12 protein-coding genes are annotated in these 16,283 nt (G+C 36.1%); 10 read left to right on the top strand and 2 right to left on the bottom strand.

The window, feature by feature from the left end; all coding sequences use genetic code 11:
- Nucleotides 1-29 precede the first annotated feature (29 nt).
- From iolE to P375_RS02745, 9 genes are all read left to right on the top strand, one after another.
- On the top strand, nt 30-926 hold the full coding sequence (gene iolE / locus P375_RS02785; protein ID WP_021460974.1) for a myo-inosose-2 dehydratase: 897 nt from the start codon (nt 30-32) through the stop codon (nt 924-926).
- Nucleotides 927-937: 11 nt separating this feature from the next.
- A complete protein-coding gene (gene iolG / locus P375_RS02780; protein WP_039080727.1) occupies nt 938-1,948 on the top strand; it encodes an inositol 2-dehydrogenase in 1,011 nt (336 codons plus the stop codon).
- Nucleotides 1,949-2,336: 388 nt separating this feature from the next.
- A complete protein-coding gene (locus P375_RS02775; protein ID WP_039134093.1) occupies nt 2,337-3,470 on the top strand; it encodes a Gfo/Idh/MocA family protein in 1,134 nt (377 codons plus the stop codon).
- 46 nt (nt 3,471-3,516) lie between these two features.
- Entirely contained in the window at nt 3,517-5,193 is a 1,677-nt protein-coding gene (locus tag P375_RS02770) for a solute:sodium symporter family transporter (protein WP_021460971.1), read from the top strand.
- Nucleotides 5,194-5,247: 54 nt separating this feature from the next.
- The gene (locus P375_RS02765; RefSeq protein ID WP_039134091.1) at nt 5,248-7,107 is read left to right on the top strand and encodes a DUF294 nucleotidyltransferase-like domain-containing protein; all 1,860 of its coding nucleotides are present in this window, start codon (nt 5,248-5,250) and stop codon (nt 7,105-7,107) included.
- Nucleotides 7,104-7,829: a 3'-5' exonuclease gene (locus tag P375_RS02760; protein ID WP_039134089.1), complete on the top strand. Its 726-nt coding sequence runs from the start codon at nt 7,104-7,106 to the stop codon at nt 7,827-7,829. The genes P375_RS02765 and P375_RS02760 overlap by 4 nt, the downstream gene beginning before the upstream one ends.
- A gap of 290 nt (nt 7,830-8,119) precedes the next feature.
- On the top strand, nt 8,120-9,061 hold the full coding sequence (locus P375_RS02755; protein ID WP_031204650.1) for a substrate-binding domain-containing protein: 942 nt from the start codon (nt 8,120-8,122) through the stop codon (nt 9,059-9,061).
- Nucleotides 9,062-9,134: 73 nt separating this feature from the next.
- Complete coding sequence (locus tag P375_RS02750; protein ID WP_039134087.1) at nt 9,135-10,664, top strand: sugar ABC transporter ATP-binding protein; 1,530 nt, start codon at nt 9,135-9,137, stop codon at nt 10,662-10,664.
- Nucleotides 10,665-10,681: 17 nt separating this feature from the next.
- Nucleotides 10,682-11,635: an ABC transporter permease gene (locus P375_RS02745; protein WP_039134084.1), complete on the top strand. Its 954-nt coding sequence runs from the start codon at nt 10,682-10,684 to the stop codon at nt 11,633-11,635.
- 97 nt (nt 11,636-11,732) lie between these two features.
- Here the strand turns inward: P375_RS02745 and iolB are convergent, their stop codons facing one another.
- Nucleotides 11,733-12,554 carry a 5-deoxy-glucuronate isomerase gene (gene iolB / locus P375_RS02740; RefSeq protein WP_021460965.1) on the bottom strand — a complete coding sequence of 274 codons (822 nt, stop codon included), beginning with the start codon at nt 12,552-12,554 and terminating at the stop codon, nt 11,733-11,735.
- A 219-nt stretch (nt 12,555-12,773) separates the two neighbouring features.
- Between iolB and P375_RS02735 the strand changes: the two genes are divergently transcribed.
- Nucleotides 12,774-14,288, top strand: a complete 1,515-nt coding sequence (locus P375_RS02735) for a CoA-acylating methylmalonate-semialdehyde dehydrogenase (protein WP_039134081.1) — start codon at nt 12,774-12,776, stop codon at nt 14,286-14,288.
- 169 nt (nt 14,289-14,457) lie between these two features.
- On the opposite strand, the gene P375_RS02730 is transcribed toward P375_RS02735, so the two are convergent.
- Entirely contained in the window at nt 14,458-16,122 is a 1,665-nt protein-coding gene (locus tag P375_RS02730) for a putative transporter (RefSeq protein WP_018347018.1), read from the bottom strand.
- Nucleotides 16,123-16,283 lie beyond the last annotated feature (161 nt).

Raw genomic sequence — 16,283 nt, 5'->3', positions numbered from 1 at the left:
TTGACTCATTTTCCATTAGGAGAAAATTTATGAAAGCAGAAAATGTAAAACTCGGTATTGCCCCTATCGGTTGGACTAACGATGATCTTCCGGAATTAGGGAGTGAAAATACTTTTGAACAATGCGTAAGTGAAATGGCACTTGCCGGTTATCAAGGCTGTGAAGTCGGCAATAAATATCCTAGAGACATTGCTGTATTAAAACATAAATTGGATGTTCGTGGTATTCAGATTTGTAATGCTTGGTTTAGTACATTCTTCGTTGATGGCAAAAAAGAAGAAACGATTAAAGGTTTTATTGCGCATCGTGATTTCTTGCATGCAATGGGAGCCAAAGTTATTGGTTGTTCTGAACAAAGTCGTAGCATACAAGGACAAAACAAAGCAATTTTCAAAGAAAAAACCGTTTTTACTGATGCAGAATGGCAATTACTTGCGGAAGGCTATAACGAATTAGCTAAATTAGCAGCTGAAAAAGGAATGAAAGTATGTTTACACCACCATATGGGAACAGGTATTCAAACACCTGCTGAAGTGGATAAATATATGGAAATAACCAATGATGATGTTTACCTTTTATTTGATTCTGGTCACCTTTATTATTCTGAAGGCAGCCAACAAGCGATGTTAGATGTATTAGAAAAATATGTTGATCGTATTGTTCACGTGCATTTAAAAGATGTACGCGATGACGTTGTGGCAGAAGTGAAAGCTAACGATCTTAGTTTCTTAGAAGGGGTGAAAAAAGGTACTTTCACTGTTCCGGGGGATGGTGTTATTGATTTCAAACCGATTTTTGACATTTTAGAGAAACATAATTACCAAGGATGGATGGTTGTTGAAGCGGAACAAGATCCTGCTTTGGCTAATCCATTTGAATATGCGTTAAAAGGTCGTAAATATATTAAAGAAGTTGCAGGTATTTAAGGAGCCACAAAATGATTAAAGTAGGTATTATTGGTGCAGGTCGTATCGGTCGAGTTCACTCAGAAAGTATTAGCAAATATGTTAAAGGTGCGGAAATTAAAGCAATTTCAGACATTAAAGTGACTGAAGAATTACAATCTTGGGCAGCAAGTATGGGAATTCCTCACGTTTATGATGATTATCGTAAAATTTTACAAGATCCGGAAATTGATGCGGTATTAGTTTGTTCCTCAACCAATACTCACGCACCAATTTCTATCGAAGCTGCACAAGCAGGTAAACATATTTTCTGTGAAAAACCGGTTGATCCAAATAAAGATAAAATTCGTGAAGTACTTGATGTTGTCGATAAAGCTAGAGTGAAATTCCAAGTCGGTTTTAATCGCCGTTTTGACCATAACTTTAAAGCAATTAAAGATCGTGTGGTTGCCGGTGATATTGGCGAACCACACCTTATTCGTGTTACTTCTCGTGACCCAGATGCGCCACCAATTGAGTATGTCAAAGTGTCCGGCGGAATGTTCTTTGATATGACGATTCACGATTTTGATATGATCCGTTACCTTTCCGGAAGCGAAGTTGTTGAAGTTTATGCTGCCGGTGGCGTATTGGTGAATCCTGAAATTGGTAAAGCCGGCGACATCGACACTGCTGTTATTACTTTAAAATTAGCAAATGGTGCGATTGGGGTGATTGATAACAGTCGTAAAGCAGTTTACGGTTATGATCAACGTGCGGAAGTTTTTGGTTCAAAAGGTGCGGTGCAAACTAGCAATGATACAAATTCTACTGCAGTTTATTCTTGCGAAGCTGGTGTTATTGCTGAAAAACCAAAATACTTCTTCCTTGAACGTTATATGCAATCCTTTGCAGAAGAAATTCGTTGTTTTATTGATTCAATTGTCAATGATACGCCAACGGCTGTTAATGGTAACGACGGTTTACAACCGGTGTTAATTGCGTTAGCAGCACAAAAATCACTTGAAGAAGGACGACCGGTAAAACTCTCCGAAGTTGACTAATTTTTAGATTGTGCCGTAAGATTAAGATTCTGTGCTAACACAAGTATTTTACGGCACTTACTGCATAATATTAATCTCTTTAATTACATTTCTGTACTCTTAATATACACAGTTTGAAAACAATATTATTTATTCCCCATCTCAAAAATTTTCACCAACTCTATTACTATATAAAAAGTGAAATATACAGTAAGAATTTCTAGCTCTATCAATAAATTATTGCCTTCAATTCACCTCTTAAAGATCAAAATTATATCTAGATCACAAAAATAAAATAAATATTCTATTTTTAATATTTTTAAATTGAAAATTTCATTTTATAGCTGTATGTTACATATTAACGATGCTATCACTTATATTTAATTATCAAATCCCTAAGGAGTCAGCAATGAATAAAATCAAGATTGGACTAGTAGGAACAGGTTATATTGGCCGTTGTCATGCAATTGCTTATGCTCAACTACCAACCGTTTTTAATTTACAGGGTAAAATCGAATTGGAATATTTAGCAGAAATCTCCCCTGAATTAGCTGCTAAACGAGCAAAAGAGTTCGGCTTCCGCCGATCTACCGCAAATTGGAAAGAATTAGTTTCCGATCCAAATGTTGATGTTGTTGATATTTGCACCCCCAACTTTCTACATAAAGAAATCGCTTTAGAAGCTATCCGAAACGGTAAAAATGTTTATTCCGAAAAACCATTAGCACTAACAGCAAATGATGCGAAAGAGATGTATCTTGCTGCAAAAAAATCAGGCGTAAAAACATTAGTCGGTTTTAACTATGCCAAAAATCCTACTAGCCAGCTCGCTAAAGAAATTATTGCCAATGGGGAAATTGGAGAGGTCATTCATTTTTATGGAACGCATAACGAAGATTATTTAGCTAATCCTAATACGCCGATAGATTGGCATTGTTACAGAAAATTTGCTGGGCTAGGGGCTTTAGGTGATTTAGGTGCGCATATTGTACATATGGCGGAATATTTACTTGGCGCGGAAATAGATAGTGTGTGCGGTGATACACAAACCGTTATACCTCAACGTCCATCACCAGAAGATCCAAATAAATTTTGTACAGTAGAAAATGAAGATCAAGCCAGTGCATTAGTGCGTTTTACAAATGGCGTAATGGGAACAATCGAAACCTCTCGTATTGCCTGTGGCCGCAAAATGGGCTTGAGTTATGTTGTTACCGGCACAAAAGGAACATTAAGTTTTACTCAGGAGCGTATGGCAGAGCTTAAACTCTATGTACACAATGATCCTTCAAATCGTCAAGGGTTTAAAACACTTCTTACCGGCCCTGAACATCCGGACTACCGTCCTTTCTGTATCAGTGCTGGACACGGAATTGGCTTTAACGATCAAAAAACTATAGAAGTTAGAGATTTAATAGACGGATTATTAAATGATAAACCAATCTATCCTGATTTTTACGTTGGCTATCACGTTTCTCGCGTATTAGAAGCTATTGCATTATCGGCATCAACCAAGTCTTGGATTAACGTATCCGATATATGATGTTTTTATCCTAAATAAATCAACCATATAATATAAGGGGGAATTAATGTTTACTTTTATTTCTTTTATTGCCTTTACTATTTTTGTTGCTGGCTATGCCTACTATAAAACCCACAATGCTCATCTTACTGATTCTACGGAAGGTTATTTTTTAGGAGGACGTTCATTAACTGGTATTTATATTGGTTCATCTATGCTATTAATGAATCTTTCCACTGAACATTTAGTCGGATTAAATGGTTTATCATTTCGTACAGGATTTATTGTAATGGCGTGGGAAGTTATGGCTGCAATGACAATTGTACTTTTTGCCATTTTCTTTTTACCTCGCTATCTTAAATTAGGAATTTCTAGCATTCCTGAATATTTAGAGCGGAGATTTGATAAGCAAACATTAACTATTACCTCCATTCTTTTTTTAGGATTATATGTGATTTCTTTACTCCCTATCGTACTTTATACAGGTGCAATTGCTTTAGAAAACTTATTCCAAGTTTCTCATACCTTCCATTTGGAACGTTCTACTGCCTTGCTTATTATGGTATGGGGTGTTGGCAGTATCGGAGCAATTTATGCCGTATTTGGTGGTATAAAAGCAATTGCCATTGCAGACACATTAAATGGAATAGGCTTAATTACAGGCGGATTAATCGTAACTCTTTGTGCATTAGCTTATGTAGGAGATGGTAATATTTGGAGTGGTTTAGTAGAGGTGTTTGAGTCTCATCCTGAAAAATTTAATTCTATTGGCAGCGAAGATTCTCTTGTACCATTTTCGACACTTTTCACCGGTTTAATTGTTTCTAATATGTTTTTCTGGTGTACAAATCAATCTATTGTACAAAAAGCATTAGGTGCACAAAATCTTGCTGAAGGACAAAAGGGCGTTTTCCTATGTGCATTTTTTAAACTACTCATTCCATCTATTATTATTCTCCCAGGTATCATTGCTTATCATATTTTTAATGGTCAAATGGACAATCCGGATAATGCTTATCCAATGTTAGTGCAACTGGTATTACCTGATTTATTAGTGGGGTTCTTTGCTGCTGTTGTTGTTGGTGCTGTATTCTCCACTTTTAGTGGTGGCTTAAATTCTTCCGTTACACTCTTTACTGTTAATATCTTCAAAAAAAGTTTAAAACCTAATGCTTCAGAGAGACAAGTTGTTACAGTAGGTAAAATCCTTGGATTAAGTTTAGCTCTCATTTCTATGCTTACTGCCCCACTAGTGGCCAATAATCCAGATGGTTTATTCTATCTTATCCAACAATTACAAGGTATTTTTAATGCACCAATACTTAGTGTTGTATTAGTTGGGCTTTTAACAAAAAGAGTACCGGCAATTGCGGCTAAATTAGGATTACTATTTGGAATGAGTGCCTATATTATCTTTAATTTCATATTTAAAGTAGATATTCACTTCTTCCATTTAATCGGTTTACTTTTTATAGCTAATATTATTTTTATGTTGATTATTGGATATTTCTTCCCTCAAAAAGCATACCAGGAAGTGTATACTGAACAGGTAGATATCAAGCCTTGGTCATTAACAAAACCTGTTGCAGTACTGATTACCCTTGCTTCAGTATCAATGTACACTTTCTTAGCTCAAAATGTCGCAAATTGGGTAATCAATAGCTACTATGTCATAGCTATAATTGCTTTAATTTATGTATTCTGGTCTATGATTAAAGCCTTACGCAATACAAAACGTTATTAATAATAAAACTTAAGCCACTGTATTAATTCAGTGGCTTTAACCTGAGATAAACATATGGAAGCATCACTTTTACCTAATATTGTTGATTTTCTGACTAATATTGACCCTTTCGATCATCTATCTACCTCCGATATAAATCTTTTGGCAAGTAACATTGATATACTCTATTTAAGAAAAGGACAAATATTGGAACAACAACATCTTGTGGGAAAAGGTTTATTCATCATTCGTTCCGGAGCTGTTGAACAACGTTTATTTTCAGGAGCACTGAAAGCTAAATTGGCAGATAATGATCTATTTGGTTTTTCACTGCTATATCAAGAAGGTAATGGTGATTATCAAGTTACTGCTATTGAAAATACCCTTCTTTACCGCATTCCTAAACAGATCCTGCTAAAATTAGTTGATTCAAACCCGACTCTAAAAAACCATTTTGCCAGTCAAGAAAGTATTCGTTTATCTCATTCAAGTAATCGTATTTTTACGGAAGAAAACCTCTACTTAAAAACAGTAGAAGAGATGATGAATCGTCAAATTGCTATCGTTGCACCCAATTGTTCTATTCAACAAACAGCACAGATTATGGTAAAAATGCATCGCTCAAGTGCTTTAGTAATGGAAAATGAACAATTACTCGGTATTATTAGTGATCGTGATATCACTAAAAGGGTTGTCGCTAAAGGAATTTCATTTCACTCTCCGGTCAGCTCAGTAATGACAAGACAACCTAAAGTTATTGAGAAACAGGCATTTTTACTTGAAGCTATTGAAATGATGATGTTACATAATGTGCGAAGCCTTCCTGTTGTTGATAACAATAACGTGATTGGAATACTTACAGCAACTAGCTTGATTGAACGCAGTAGAGTACAAGCTGTATATCTTATCAGCCGAATTTACCGCCAAGAATCAATACAGGACTTAATTTCATTAGCTCCTCAAAAACAAACTATTTTTCTCACTTTACAAAGAGCTGGAACAAATCCTCAAATTGTTCAACAGATGTTAACTTTGATAGCTGATGCCTTTACCAAACGTCTTTTACAATTAGCAGAAAAGCAACTTGGTACTCCACCTATGAAATATGCTTGGATAGTAGTTGGCTCTCAAGCTCGCCACGAAATACATTTTAATTCCGATCAAGATAACGGATTAATTTTAGAACATTCACCTACAAAAGAGGATGAAGAGTATTTTCAAAAATTAAGTGAATTTGTCTGTTCCGGATTGGCTGATTGTGGATATCCTCTTTGTCAAGGCAAGGTTATGGCTAATCAGCCTCAGTGGCGAGTGGCACTATCTCAATGGCAAACATATTATCAACAATGGATTCTTAATCCAGCCCCTCAATCGTTGTTGAATATCAATATTTTTCTAGATTTACGTTTTCTATTCGGTGAAGAGTTTCTTATCGAAGAGCTTAAAAAAACTATTTCAACACATATCAAAGGAAACCAACGTTTTCTTGCTTTTCTTATTGCCAACTCTTTACGTACTAACCCGCCACTTGGGTTATTTAAACAGTTTGTACTCACCAAAAATGGTTCTAATCAGAAAATTCTTAATATCAAACAACAGGCAATTAATCTAATAGTCGAATTGGCTAGAGTTTATGCTTTATCTGTAGGTGATTTAACTACTGATACAGAGAAACGATTGGAAATCGCTTACCAACGTGGCGTGATAAGCCAAACAAGCAAAGAAGAACTCAATCAAGCACTTATATTTCTTAACAATGTTCGCTTACGTCATCAACAGTATGCATTACAAAATAAAAAAACGATTACCAATGAAATTGAACCAAGCTCATTAACACTGTTTGAGCGAAATCATCTTAAAGATGCCTTTCGTATTATTGCACGTTATCAAGAGGCTGCTCAATTACGATTTAACTCAAAAGGATTATTACGATGATATGGCACTTTTGGGCAGATCCTCTATCTAAATTAGAAGCACAGCGATTAAAATCACTACATTCCGATATTATCCCTAAACAAGCTCTACCTTTGTTTCAACACCCTTTGCCTCACAAAAAATCTCGTATAACTGATTTAACATTTGTTGCCTTAGACTTTGAAACATCTGGTCTTAATTTTGCTGAGGACAAAATCCTATCTATTGGATCGGTGGAAATTAAGCAACAAGCAGTTCTTTTATCAACTGCTCAACATTACTACATCTCTGATAATGACGAAATCATCAAGCCCGAAACTGCAATCATCAATCATATACGACCTGAAATATTAACCTTAGGATTAAGCGAAAAAAACTGTTTACAACAGTTGATTCCTTATCTGGCAGGAAAAATAATTATTTCTCATTGTGCTGCTATTGAAAAAAATTTTCTAAAAAGAGCTTTAAACCTTTCTTCACGCCAACCATTACCATTATTATTTTTAGATACAATGTTACTTACAAAGTCAATGTCTGAATACTGGGGGAAAAGGGAAACATTTTGTGATCTACAGCTAACCGAAATCAGAAAACAAAAAGGTTTACCTGCTTATTTAGCACATAATGCAGTAGCTGATGCCATCGCAACAGCGGAACTTTTTTTGGTACTAATTTCTGATATTTTTTTAGATAAAACAGTCACATTGGAGCAACTTCTTAAACAACAAGAGATATTCTACTAATTATCTATATTTTTCTTTTACCTTATATCGTTTATATCACAATTGAGATATCTAACTTTAAATAACAACCGATTTTTCATTCTAAAACTTACTCTAAAAATGTGACATATTTCACAAATCATTAACTTTTTTATTGTAAAAGATCATTCTTAATGATAAAAATCAAAATAGATCATTTGTTTCAAATGATTAAAATTTGGAAATTATATTTCTTAGTTAAGTAGTAAGATGTTTTGCAGAATATTGTTGTATTTCCATTGTGATTAATTCAACTTTAAAAGGCTAATCCTATGAAAAAAGCACTACTCACTACCCTACTATGTGGCGGGCTTCTCTTAACTTCTCAGACAATAATCGCAAAAACTTATGTTATTGGCGCACCAATGAACTCTTTTGCGGATAAATGGCAAACATATCTTCAAGATGCCATTAGACAGTTTGATCAAGAACACGATGATGTAGTATTTAAACTCTCCGATGCAAATGCAGATTCTGCTCGACAATTAAACGATGTAGAAACATTTATTGATCAAAAAGTAGATGCTCTTCTTGTCGTTCCTAATGACCCTAATATCGTTAAAGCCATCGGCAAAAAAGCTCAAAAAGCAGGTATTCCTTTAATTGTGGTCAATCGTCGTCCTAATGACAACGATTTAGATAAATATGTAACCAGTTTTGTTGGATCTGATGAAATAGAAGGTGGACGTATTCAAGGTAATTTCATTGTTGATTCGCTAAATGGAAAGCAAGGAAATACTCTCATTCTATTAGGGCCGTTAGGTCAAGATGCAGTAACAAAACGAACTCAAGGAAACAAAGAGATTTTTAAAGAACATTCCAATATTAATATTGTTGCAGAACAAGAAGGCAAATGGGAACGCGATAGAGGATTGTCTATCGCTGAAAATGTCCTTGCAGGACAAAAATCAATCAATGTTGTTGTCAGTAATAATGATGAAATGGCTATTGGTGCCATATTAGCTTCTCGCAAACTAGGTATTAATGATGAAGACATCATTATTGTTGGTCTTGATGCAACTCCTGATGCTTTGGAATATTTAGGTAAAGGTTTAGATGCCACAGTATTCCAATCTGCTAAAGGGCAAGGTTATACCGGTGCAGAAACCGCTTATCGTGCTGCTAAAGGCGAAAAAGTTGAGAAAATTAATTGGGTACCTTTTGAGCTTGTGACTCCAGATAAAAAAGAAACATACCAAGCAAAATATAAATAATTTATTTAAGAAAGAGGGAAATCCTCTTTCTTAGATTTGAAACATTTATCTCAATTAGCTCTAGGAGTTAATAATGAAAACTTCAATTAATTCATCAACGTATATTTTAGAAATGCACAATGTATCAAAAACCTTTCCTGGAGTAAAAGCATTGGATGGCATTAATTTAAAAGTAAAACGAGGTAGTGTCCACGCGTTAATGGGAGAAAATGGTGCTGGCAAATCCACATTGATGAAAATTCTATATGGTATTTATACGCCAGATAGTGACAGTAAAATATTTTTGAATGGAAAGATTTTTAAGCCTTCTCGTCCTATTGATGCTATACGCAAAGGGTTAACAATGGTACCTCAAGAAATCTCTCCTGCTACTAATCTAACCATTGCTGATAATTTTTATTTAGGGCGTGAAATAACAACAGCTAAATTTTTTCTTAATCAAAAAGAGATGAATGAAAAAGCAACAAAAATATTGGAAGGTCTCGGTATTCCTATGGACGTAACAGTAAAAATGTCCGATGTATCTGTTGCTAAGGCTCAACTTGTCGCGATTGCTACAGCTGTATCCAATAATGCTAAAGTAATTATTATGGATGAACCTACAACCTCTCTTACCGAAACAGAAGTAGAACAGCTCTATAAGATTATCGAAACTATAAAAAATCACGGCATAGCAATTATCTTTATTTCTCATAAACTAGATGAAGTATTTCGTGTTTCCGATGAAATTACGGTTATTCGCGATGGACAATATATAGCCACAAAGGCAATCTCTGATGTCTCTAAGGATGAACTAATCTCAATGATGGTTGGACGTGATATGTCGGAAATGTTCCAACGCGAAAGAATCAATATTTCCAATGATGTAGCGTTGGAGGTTAAAAATTTATCTCGTGCAGGAAAATATCAAAATATTAATTTTAAAGTTTATAAAGGTGAGATTTTTGGTATTGCTGGACTTGTTGGTGCAGGAAGATCGGAAATTGCAGAAGCACTCTTCGGTTATAAGCCTGCCGATAGTGGCGAATTTTATATCCAGAACCTGAAAGTAGAAATAAAAAACCCTGTTGATGCAATGAAATATAAAATTGGTTTTGTCACCGAAGATAGAAAATTGACAGGCTTATTTCTTAATCTCAGCATTACCGATAATATGATTATGCCTAAAATGTCTCCTTATTTGGAAAACTTCCTGATTTCAGTAACTCGTACTCAGAAAGTCGCTCTGGCACAAAAAAATAAACTAAAAATCAAAGCACCAAATGTTGAAGTAATCACTGATCATTTATCTGGAGGTAACCAGCAAAAAGTATTATTAGCTCGATGGTTATTATTGGAGCCTGATATTCTGATTTTAGATGAGCCCACAAAAGGCATTGATGTCGGTGCCAAAGCTGAACTCTATAAACTTATGATTGAACTAGCAAAGCAAGGCAAGGCTATCATTATGATTACCTCAGATATGTTGGAATTATTATCAATGAGTGATCGTGTAATGGTAATGCATGAAGGAAATCAGGTTGGGATAATCCCCCACACTAATCTTTCACAAGAACGCGTGTTAGAAATGGCTTCAGGTTTAAGCTATCAATCATCAATTTAGTATATGAGGAATTTATTATGTCCAACGATACAATCAAAAAAATATTAAATACTTACGGTATGGTATTTATTTTAATTGCTTTATTTTTAGCCTTATCTTTTTCTATTGATGGTTTCTTCTCTACTCGTACGATATGGAGCATTATTGAACAAGTTTCAATGTTTGGCATTATTGCTATCGGAGTAACATTTGCAATTATTACTACCGGTATTGATTTATCTTCCGGTTCGATCGTAGCACTTACTTCCGTTGTTGCGGCATCAGTCGTAACAGGAGGAGATACTGTAAGCGCAGCAATTTTAGCATTTTCACTGTCCCTATTATTAGGAGCTCTTTTAGGTGCTATTAATGGCGGATTAACGGCGATTGGTTCTATTCCACCATTTATTGCAACTTTGGGAATGATGATTATTGCTCGCGGAGCGGCTCAACTTTATTCTGATGGACGGCCTATTGATGCCTCATCAGAAGCATTTACTTGGATTTCTGATGTCAGTTTTCTTGGTTTACCTGGATTAGTTATCCTATATATTATTATTGTAATCGCATCACATATTTTATTAAGTCGTTCTACCTTCGGACGTCACGTTTATGCCGTTGGAGGTAATTTAAATGCTGCTAAAATTTGTGGAATCAACACCACAAAAACCTTAATCTGGGTCTACATTCTTGCCGGTGCTTTATCAGGTTTAGCTGGTGCATTATTAGCAGCTCGAACTTATGCAGGAAATCCATCTTACGGTTTAGCTTGGGAACTTGACGCTATTGCAGCAGCTGTAATTGGAGGAGTGTCATTAAGTGGTGGTATTGGAACTATCCCAATGTGTGTTATAGGTGCACTCATTATAGGAACAACAAATAAAGGGCTAAATATGATGGGGGTCGATCCTTATTGGCAACAGATTGTAAAAGGATTAATTATTGTTATAGCAGTACTAATTGATACCTTAAAACGTCGTAAAAAAGCATAAAAAATTAAAAAAATAATGGCTTACATAAGATATATTCAAGGTAAGCCATTATTTTTAATATAAACTAGCTCTGATAGATTTTAAGACACATCTATTTTTATTTGAATTTGCTCGCATATTCTTCCGTATTGATCCACTGGTGATCTTTTTCCCAAGTAAAACGCCATTTTCTAATTGGTCCTGCCATAACATTTAAGTAATAGTTATTGTATCCTGCGATAGTTGCTACTGGATGATACCCTCTAGGGACTTGTACAACATCACCGTCATATACTGCCATACATTCATCCAAACTACGATCATCCGTATAAACTCGTTGTAGGCAAAAACCTTGACTAGGTTCAAAACGGTGATAATAAGTTTCTTCTAAATAGGTTTCCTCTTCACTATTTTTTTGATCGTGTTTATGACTCGGGTATGAGCTAGTGTTACCTTCATCTGTAAAAACCTCAACAACCAATAATGCATCTGCTGGCTCAGTTTCTGGCAAGATATTGTGAACTAAACGTTTATTATTGCCATAACCTCGTTTTTCTACGCCCACTTGCTCGGGAGTAATTATTCTCACTGGTAAATTACCTTGGCTTGGTGCTCGACAAATTGCAATTTCTGTTTCGCTTTCAGCTTTAATTTGAACATTTTTATGATGAGGAACATAAAGTGAATATGGTGGAATACGTTCAAAAGGTGAGGTACGATTGCCTAAACGAGAAAATTCTTTTCCATCCACATCAAATGTCGCATAACCTGAGACCATTACGAAACAGACCTCTGTAGTTTCTGTAGAAATAGAATAAATTTTTCCTTCTGAAAGATGTAACAATTCAAACCCAACATACTCCCAGCCAGCACTTTCAGGTGTAATTTGTTGACGTAACCCATCTACAACATTCTTTGATTTTACTAATAATTTGCTCATTCTAAATCTCCTTATACTCGGTTTTATAGGTACTCTAACAGTTTCAAAGTATAAGATAGAAATGTAATTGAATGAACTTCGTTTTTGCAAAGATCTAACCCAGATCACAAAATTAAATAAAAAATTTATTTTAGTTTTATTTTAAATTGAAATTTTTATTTCAAAAGAGTATGTTATCTCCATCATCAACCTAAAGAATGTTAAACAGAGAGGATTACTATGAACTCAATTATTCCAAATTTTATCAATGGTCAACCTATAGAAAGTGAAAGCCAACGTATTAGTTTTGTTTATAATCCTGCCACTGGTGAGCAGACAAAACAGGTGAAACTTAGTACGACTGCTGAAATGGAAAATGCAATCAGTGCAGCTCAAGATGCTTTTCCGGCTTGGTCTCAGCTATCTCCATTACGTCGGGCAAGAATCTTATTTAAATTTAAAACGTTATTGGAAGAAAACTTTGATGAATTAGCTCGTCTTATTAGTAATGAACACGGAAAAATCTACTCCGATTCTATCGGTGAATTAACCCGAGGGTTGGAAGTAGTCGAGTTTGCAACCGGTATTCCACACCTGCTAAAAGGTGAATTTTCAGCTAATGTAGGGCGTGGTATTGATAGTTTTTCAATGATGCAACCTTTAGGGGTTGTCGCAGGAATCACCCCTTTTAATTTCCCGGCAATGGTACCAATGTGGATGTTTCCAATTGCATTAGCTTGCGGTAATACTTTTGTATTGAAACCTTCTGAAAAAGATCCTTCATTATCTATTCGTTTAGCTGAATTATTAAAAGAAGCCGGATTACCGGATGGTGTATTTAATGTGGTTCAAGGTGATAAAGAAGTTGTTGATGTTTTATTAAAAGATCCTCGTATTCAAGCAGTAAGTTTCGTTGGATCAACTCCAATTGCACAATATATTTATGAAACCGGCTCTAAATATGGTAAACGTGTGCAAGCATTGGGTGGCGCAAAAAATCATGCCTTGATTATGCCTGATGCTGATATTGAAACCACCGCCAACGCACTATTAGGCGCAGCTTTCGGCGCTGCCGGTGAGCGCTGTATGGCACTTTCTGTCGCTGTTACAATTGACAATGATTATGCAGATGCCCTCATCCAAAATTTAGTGCCAAAAATAAAAGGATTACACATTGGTCCTGGAGTTTTGCCTGAAGGTGAACAAGAAAATGATATGGGGCCATTAATTTCTAAAGCACACTTAGAAAAAGTATCTAGTTATATAGACCAAGGTGTGAGTGAAGGTGCAAAATTAGTGGTTGATGGACGAAATTATAAAGTTAAAGGTTATGAAAACGGTTATTTCATTGGTGGTAGTTTATTCGATAACGTTACTCCGGAAATGACTATTTATAAAGAAGAAATTTTTGGACCTGTGCTTGCGATCGTCCGAGCTAAAAACTATCAAGAGGCTATTCAACTTATTAATGAACATCAATACGGTAACGGCAGTGCAATCTTCACCAGTGATGGCGATGCTGCACGTCAATATAGCCACGATGTCAAAGCCGGTATGGTTGGTATCAATATTCCAATTCCTGTTCCTATGGCATTCCACTGTTTTGGCGGTTGGAAAGCCTCTATCTTTGGTCCTCTTAATGCTTACGGCCCTGATGGAGTTCGTTTTTATACTCGAATGAAGACTGTTACTAGCCGTTGGCCGAATCATAAAGTAAGAGAACAAGGTGCTGCATTTAGTATGCCTACATTATAATTTGAAAAACTTCTAAAATTACGAACGCCTGTGTAATAATCTGCACCCCTGAAATTGGACATATTATCCATAATGACAGCGGTGCAGATTTTTTTATGACCAAATATAACCAACCCGACCTAAGTCGAGTTGGAGAACAATTAGATAACGATTTTTTGATGAAGAATTGCTAAGCTGAAAACCACAATAATAGAATTGCCAACAGTTGAGGGGTGATGATCCTGAGGAACATTACCAACGGATATACTGTCGCATAAGAGAGTGAAGCCGCACCGCTTTCTTCTTTTAATGCATTGGCAAATGCTAATGCCGGAGGATCGGTCATTGAACCGGCAAGCAAACCGCAGATGGTGAGGTAATTCAACTTGCCATAAATTCTCGCCACAATTCCGGTAATAAATAACGGAATAAAGGTGATAACCGCACCATAAAGCACCCATTCACCGCCATCGCCGTCAATTAATGATTCAAGGAAATTACCGCCTGATTTCAAGCCGACAACAGAGAGGAACAACACAATACCAATTTCACGCAACGCTAAGTTGGCACTCGGTGGCATAAACCAGTAGAGTTTTCCGATACTACCGATTCTCGCTAAAATTAACGCAACCACTAACGGACCGCCTGCAAGCCCAAGTTTCAATGCCACCGGGAAACCTGGAATTTGTACCGGAATAGAACCCAATAACACCCCAAGACCGATACCGATAAAGACCGGTAACATTTGTACCTGTTGCAATTTTTGCTGCGCATTTCCGATAATGGCAGTAACTGCTTCAATGGCATCCAAACGACCAACAAGGTTCAATACGTCCCCGAACTGTAAACTCGTATTCTGACTAGGAACCAATTCAACCCCGGCACGGTTCAAACGTGAAATCACCACTTCATATTTTTGGTGGATATTTAAATCACGAATTTTTTTACCGAGAACCTGTTCATTAGTCACAACAACACGAACAGTACGCAAATCCGTACCACGCGTTGTTAAAAGCTCATTCGCTGCCAATTCACCAACCACTAACTGCACACGATGAAGCACCGCCGGTTCTCCGACTAAATGCAGATAATCGTTCAAATTTACGATAGTGTCATCTTTCGGCACTAATAACAAATCACCACGTTTTAAACGTGAACAAATGACATCTTTCAACTCCAAGCCCGGAATTTCAGACATTCTCAATCCGGCTAAATTAGGATTGGTAACGCGCACATTAATCGCACTTAGTGTCTCTTTATCGTGATTCATCTCACGTTCAAAGGCCGCCGCTTCCTGATCCACTTTAATTTTGAAGAATAAACGAATTAGCCACATTGTTAATAAAATACCGCAAATACCGAACGGATAAGCCATTGCATAAGCTGTACCCATTGTTTCTGTGATATTGGTAAAACCAAGCTCCGCTAAGATTTGTTGCCCTGCCCCTAAAGACGGCGTATTGGTAATTGCACCGGAGAAAATCCCTAAAATAACCGGGAGTTCCAATCCGAACAATTTATACATTGCAATAACAATTAATGCGCCTAAAAAAACGATCATCATTGCAAATAGATTCAGTTTTAAGCCTGATGATCTTAAAGAAGAGAAGAACCCCGGACCGACTTGAATTCCGATGGTATAGACAAACAGAATTAAACCGAATTCCTGCACAAAGTGCATTGTGCGAGCATCCAGTGCAATGCCATATTGTGTGGTGAAATGTGAAACTAATATTCCACCAAACAGCACACCGCCGATCCCCAAACCGACGCCTCTAATTTTCCAGTGTCCTATCCATAATCCAAGTACAGCAACTAATGATAGGAGACTGATCGTGATAGCAATATCACTCATACAACTACTCCTTAATAGTTAAAAACAAAACTGCGCAAGATTATATTGCTTTCTAAAACGAAAAAAACTGAGGAAGGGCAAATTTTGTTGAATTTTTTACAAAAATTTTTGCCTAAACGATTTTATCTAGGCAAAATAGCCCACAGTTTATTCAAAAAATA

Source organism: Gallibacterium genomosp. 2 (assembly GCF_000771895.1).
Classification (GTDB): domain Bacteria; phylum Pseudomonadota; class Gammaproteobacteria; order Enterobacterales; family Pasteurellaceae; genus Gallibacterium.
The sequence above is the reverse complement of the archived record's forward strand: the minus strand, read 5'-3'. Positions and strand labels throughout refer to the sequence as shown.

What these genes read in the sequence shown, in the direction of transcription:
- P375_RS02770 (WP_021460971.1), top strand. Translation starts at nt 3,517, where the DNA reads ATGTTTACTTTTATTTCTTTTATTGCCTTTACTATTTTTGTTGCTGGC.
- P375_RS02760 (WP_039134089.1), top strand. Translation starts at nt 7,104, where the DNA reads ATGATATGGCACTTTTGGGCAGATCCTCTATCTAAATTAGAAGCACAG.
- P375_RS02765 (WP_039134091.1), top strand. Translation starts at nt 5,248, where the DNA reads ATGGAAGCATCACTTTTACCTAATATTGTTGATTTTCTGACTAATATT.
- iolE (WP_021460974.1), top strand. Translation starts at nt 30, where the DNA reads ATGAAAGCAGAAAATGTAAAACTCGGTATTGCCCCTATCGGTTGGACT.
- P375_RS02735 (WP_039134081.1), top strand. Translation starts at nt 12,774, where the DNA reads ATGAACTCAATTATTCCAAATTTTATCAATGGTCAACCTATAGAAAGT.
- P375_RS02775 (WP_039134093.1), top strand. Translation starts at nt 2,337, where the DNA reads ATGAATAAAATCAAGATTGGACTAGTAGGAACAGGTTATATTGGCCGT.
- P375_RS02745 (WP_039134084.1), top strand. Translation starts at nt 10,682, where the DNA reads ATGTCCAACGATACAATCAAAAAAATATTAAATACTTACGGTATGGTA.
- iolG (WP_039080727.1), top strand. Translation starts at nt 938, where the DNA reads ATGATTAAAGTAGGTATTATTGGTGCAGGTCGTATCGGTCGAGTTCAC.
- iolB (WP_021460965.1), bottom strand. Translation starts at nt 12,554, where the DNA reads ATGAGCAAATTATTAGTAAAATCAAAGAATGTTGTAGATGGGTTACGT.
- P375_RS02755 (WP_031204650.1), top strand. Translation starts at nt 8,120, where the DNA reads ATGAAAAAAGCACTACTCACTACCCTACTATGTGGCGGGCTTCTCTTA.
- P375_RS02730 (WP_018347018.1), bottom strand. Translation starts at nt 16,122, where the DNA reads ATGAGTGATATTGCTATCACGATCAGTCTCCTATCATTAGTTGCTGTA.
- P375_RS02750 (WP_039134087.1), top strand. Translation starts at nt 9,135, where the DNA reads ATGAAAACTTCAATTAATTCATCAACGTATATTTTAGAAATGCACAAT.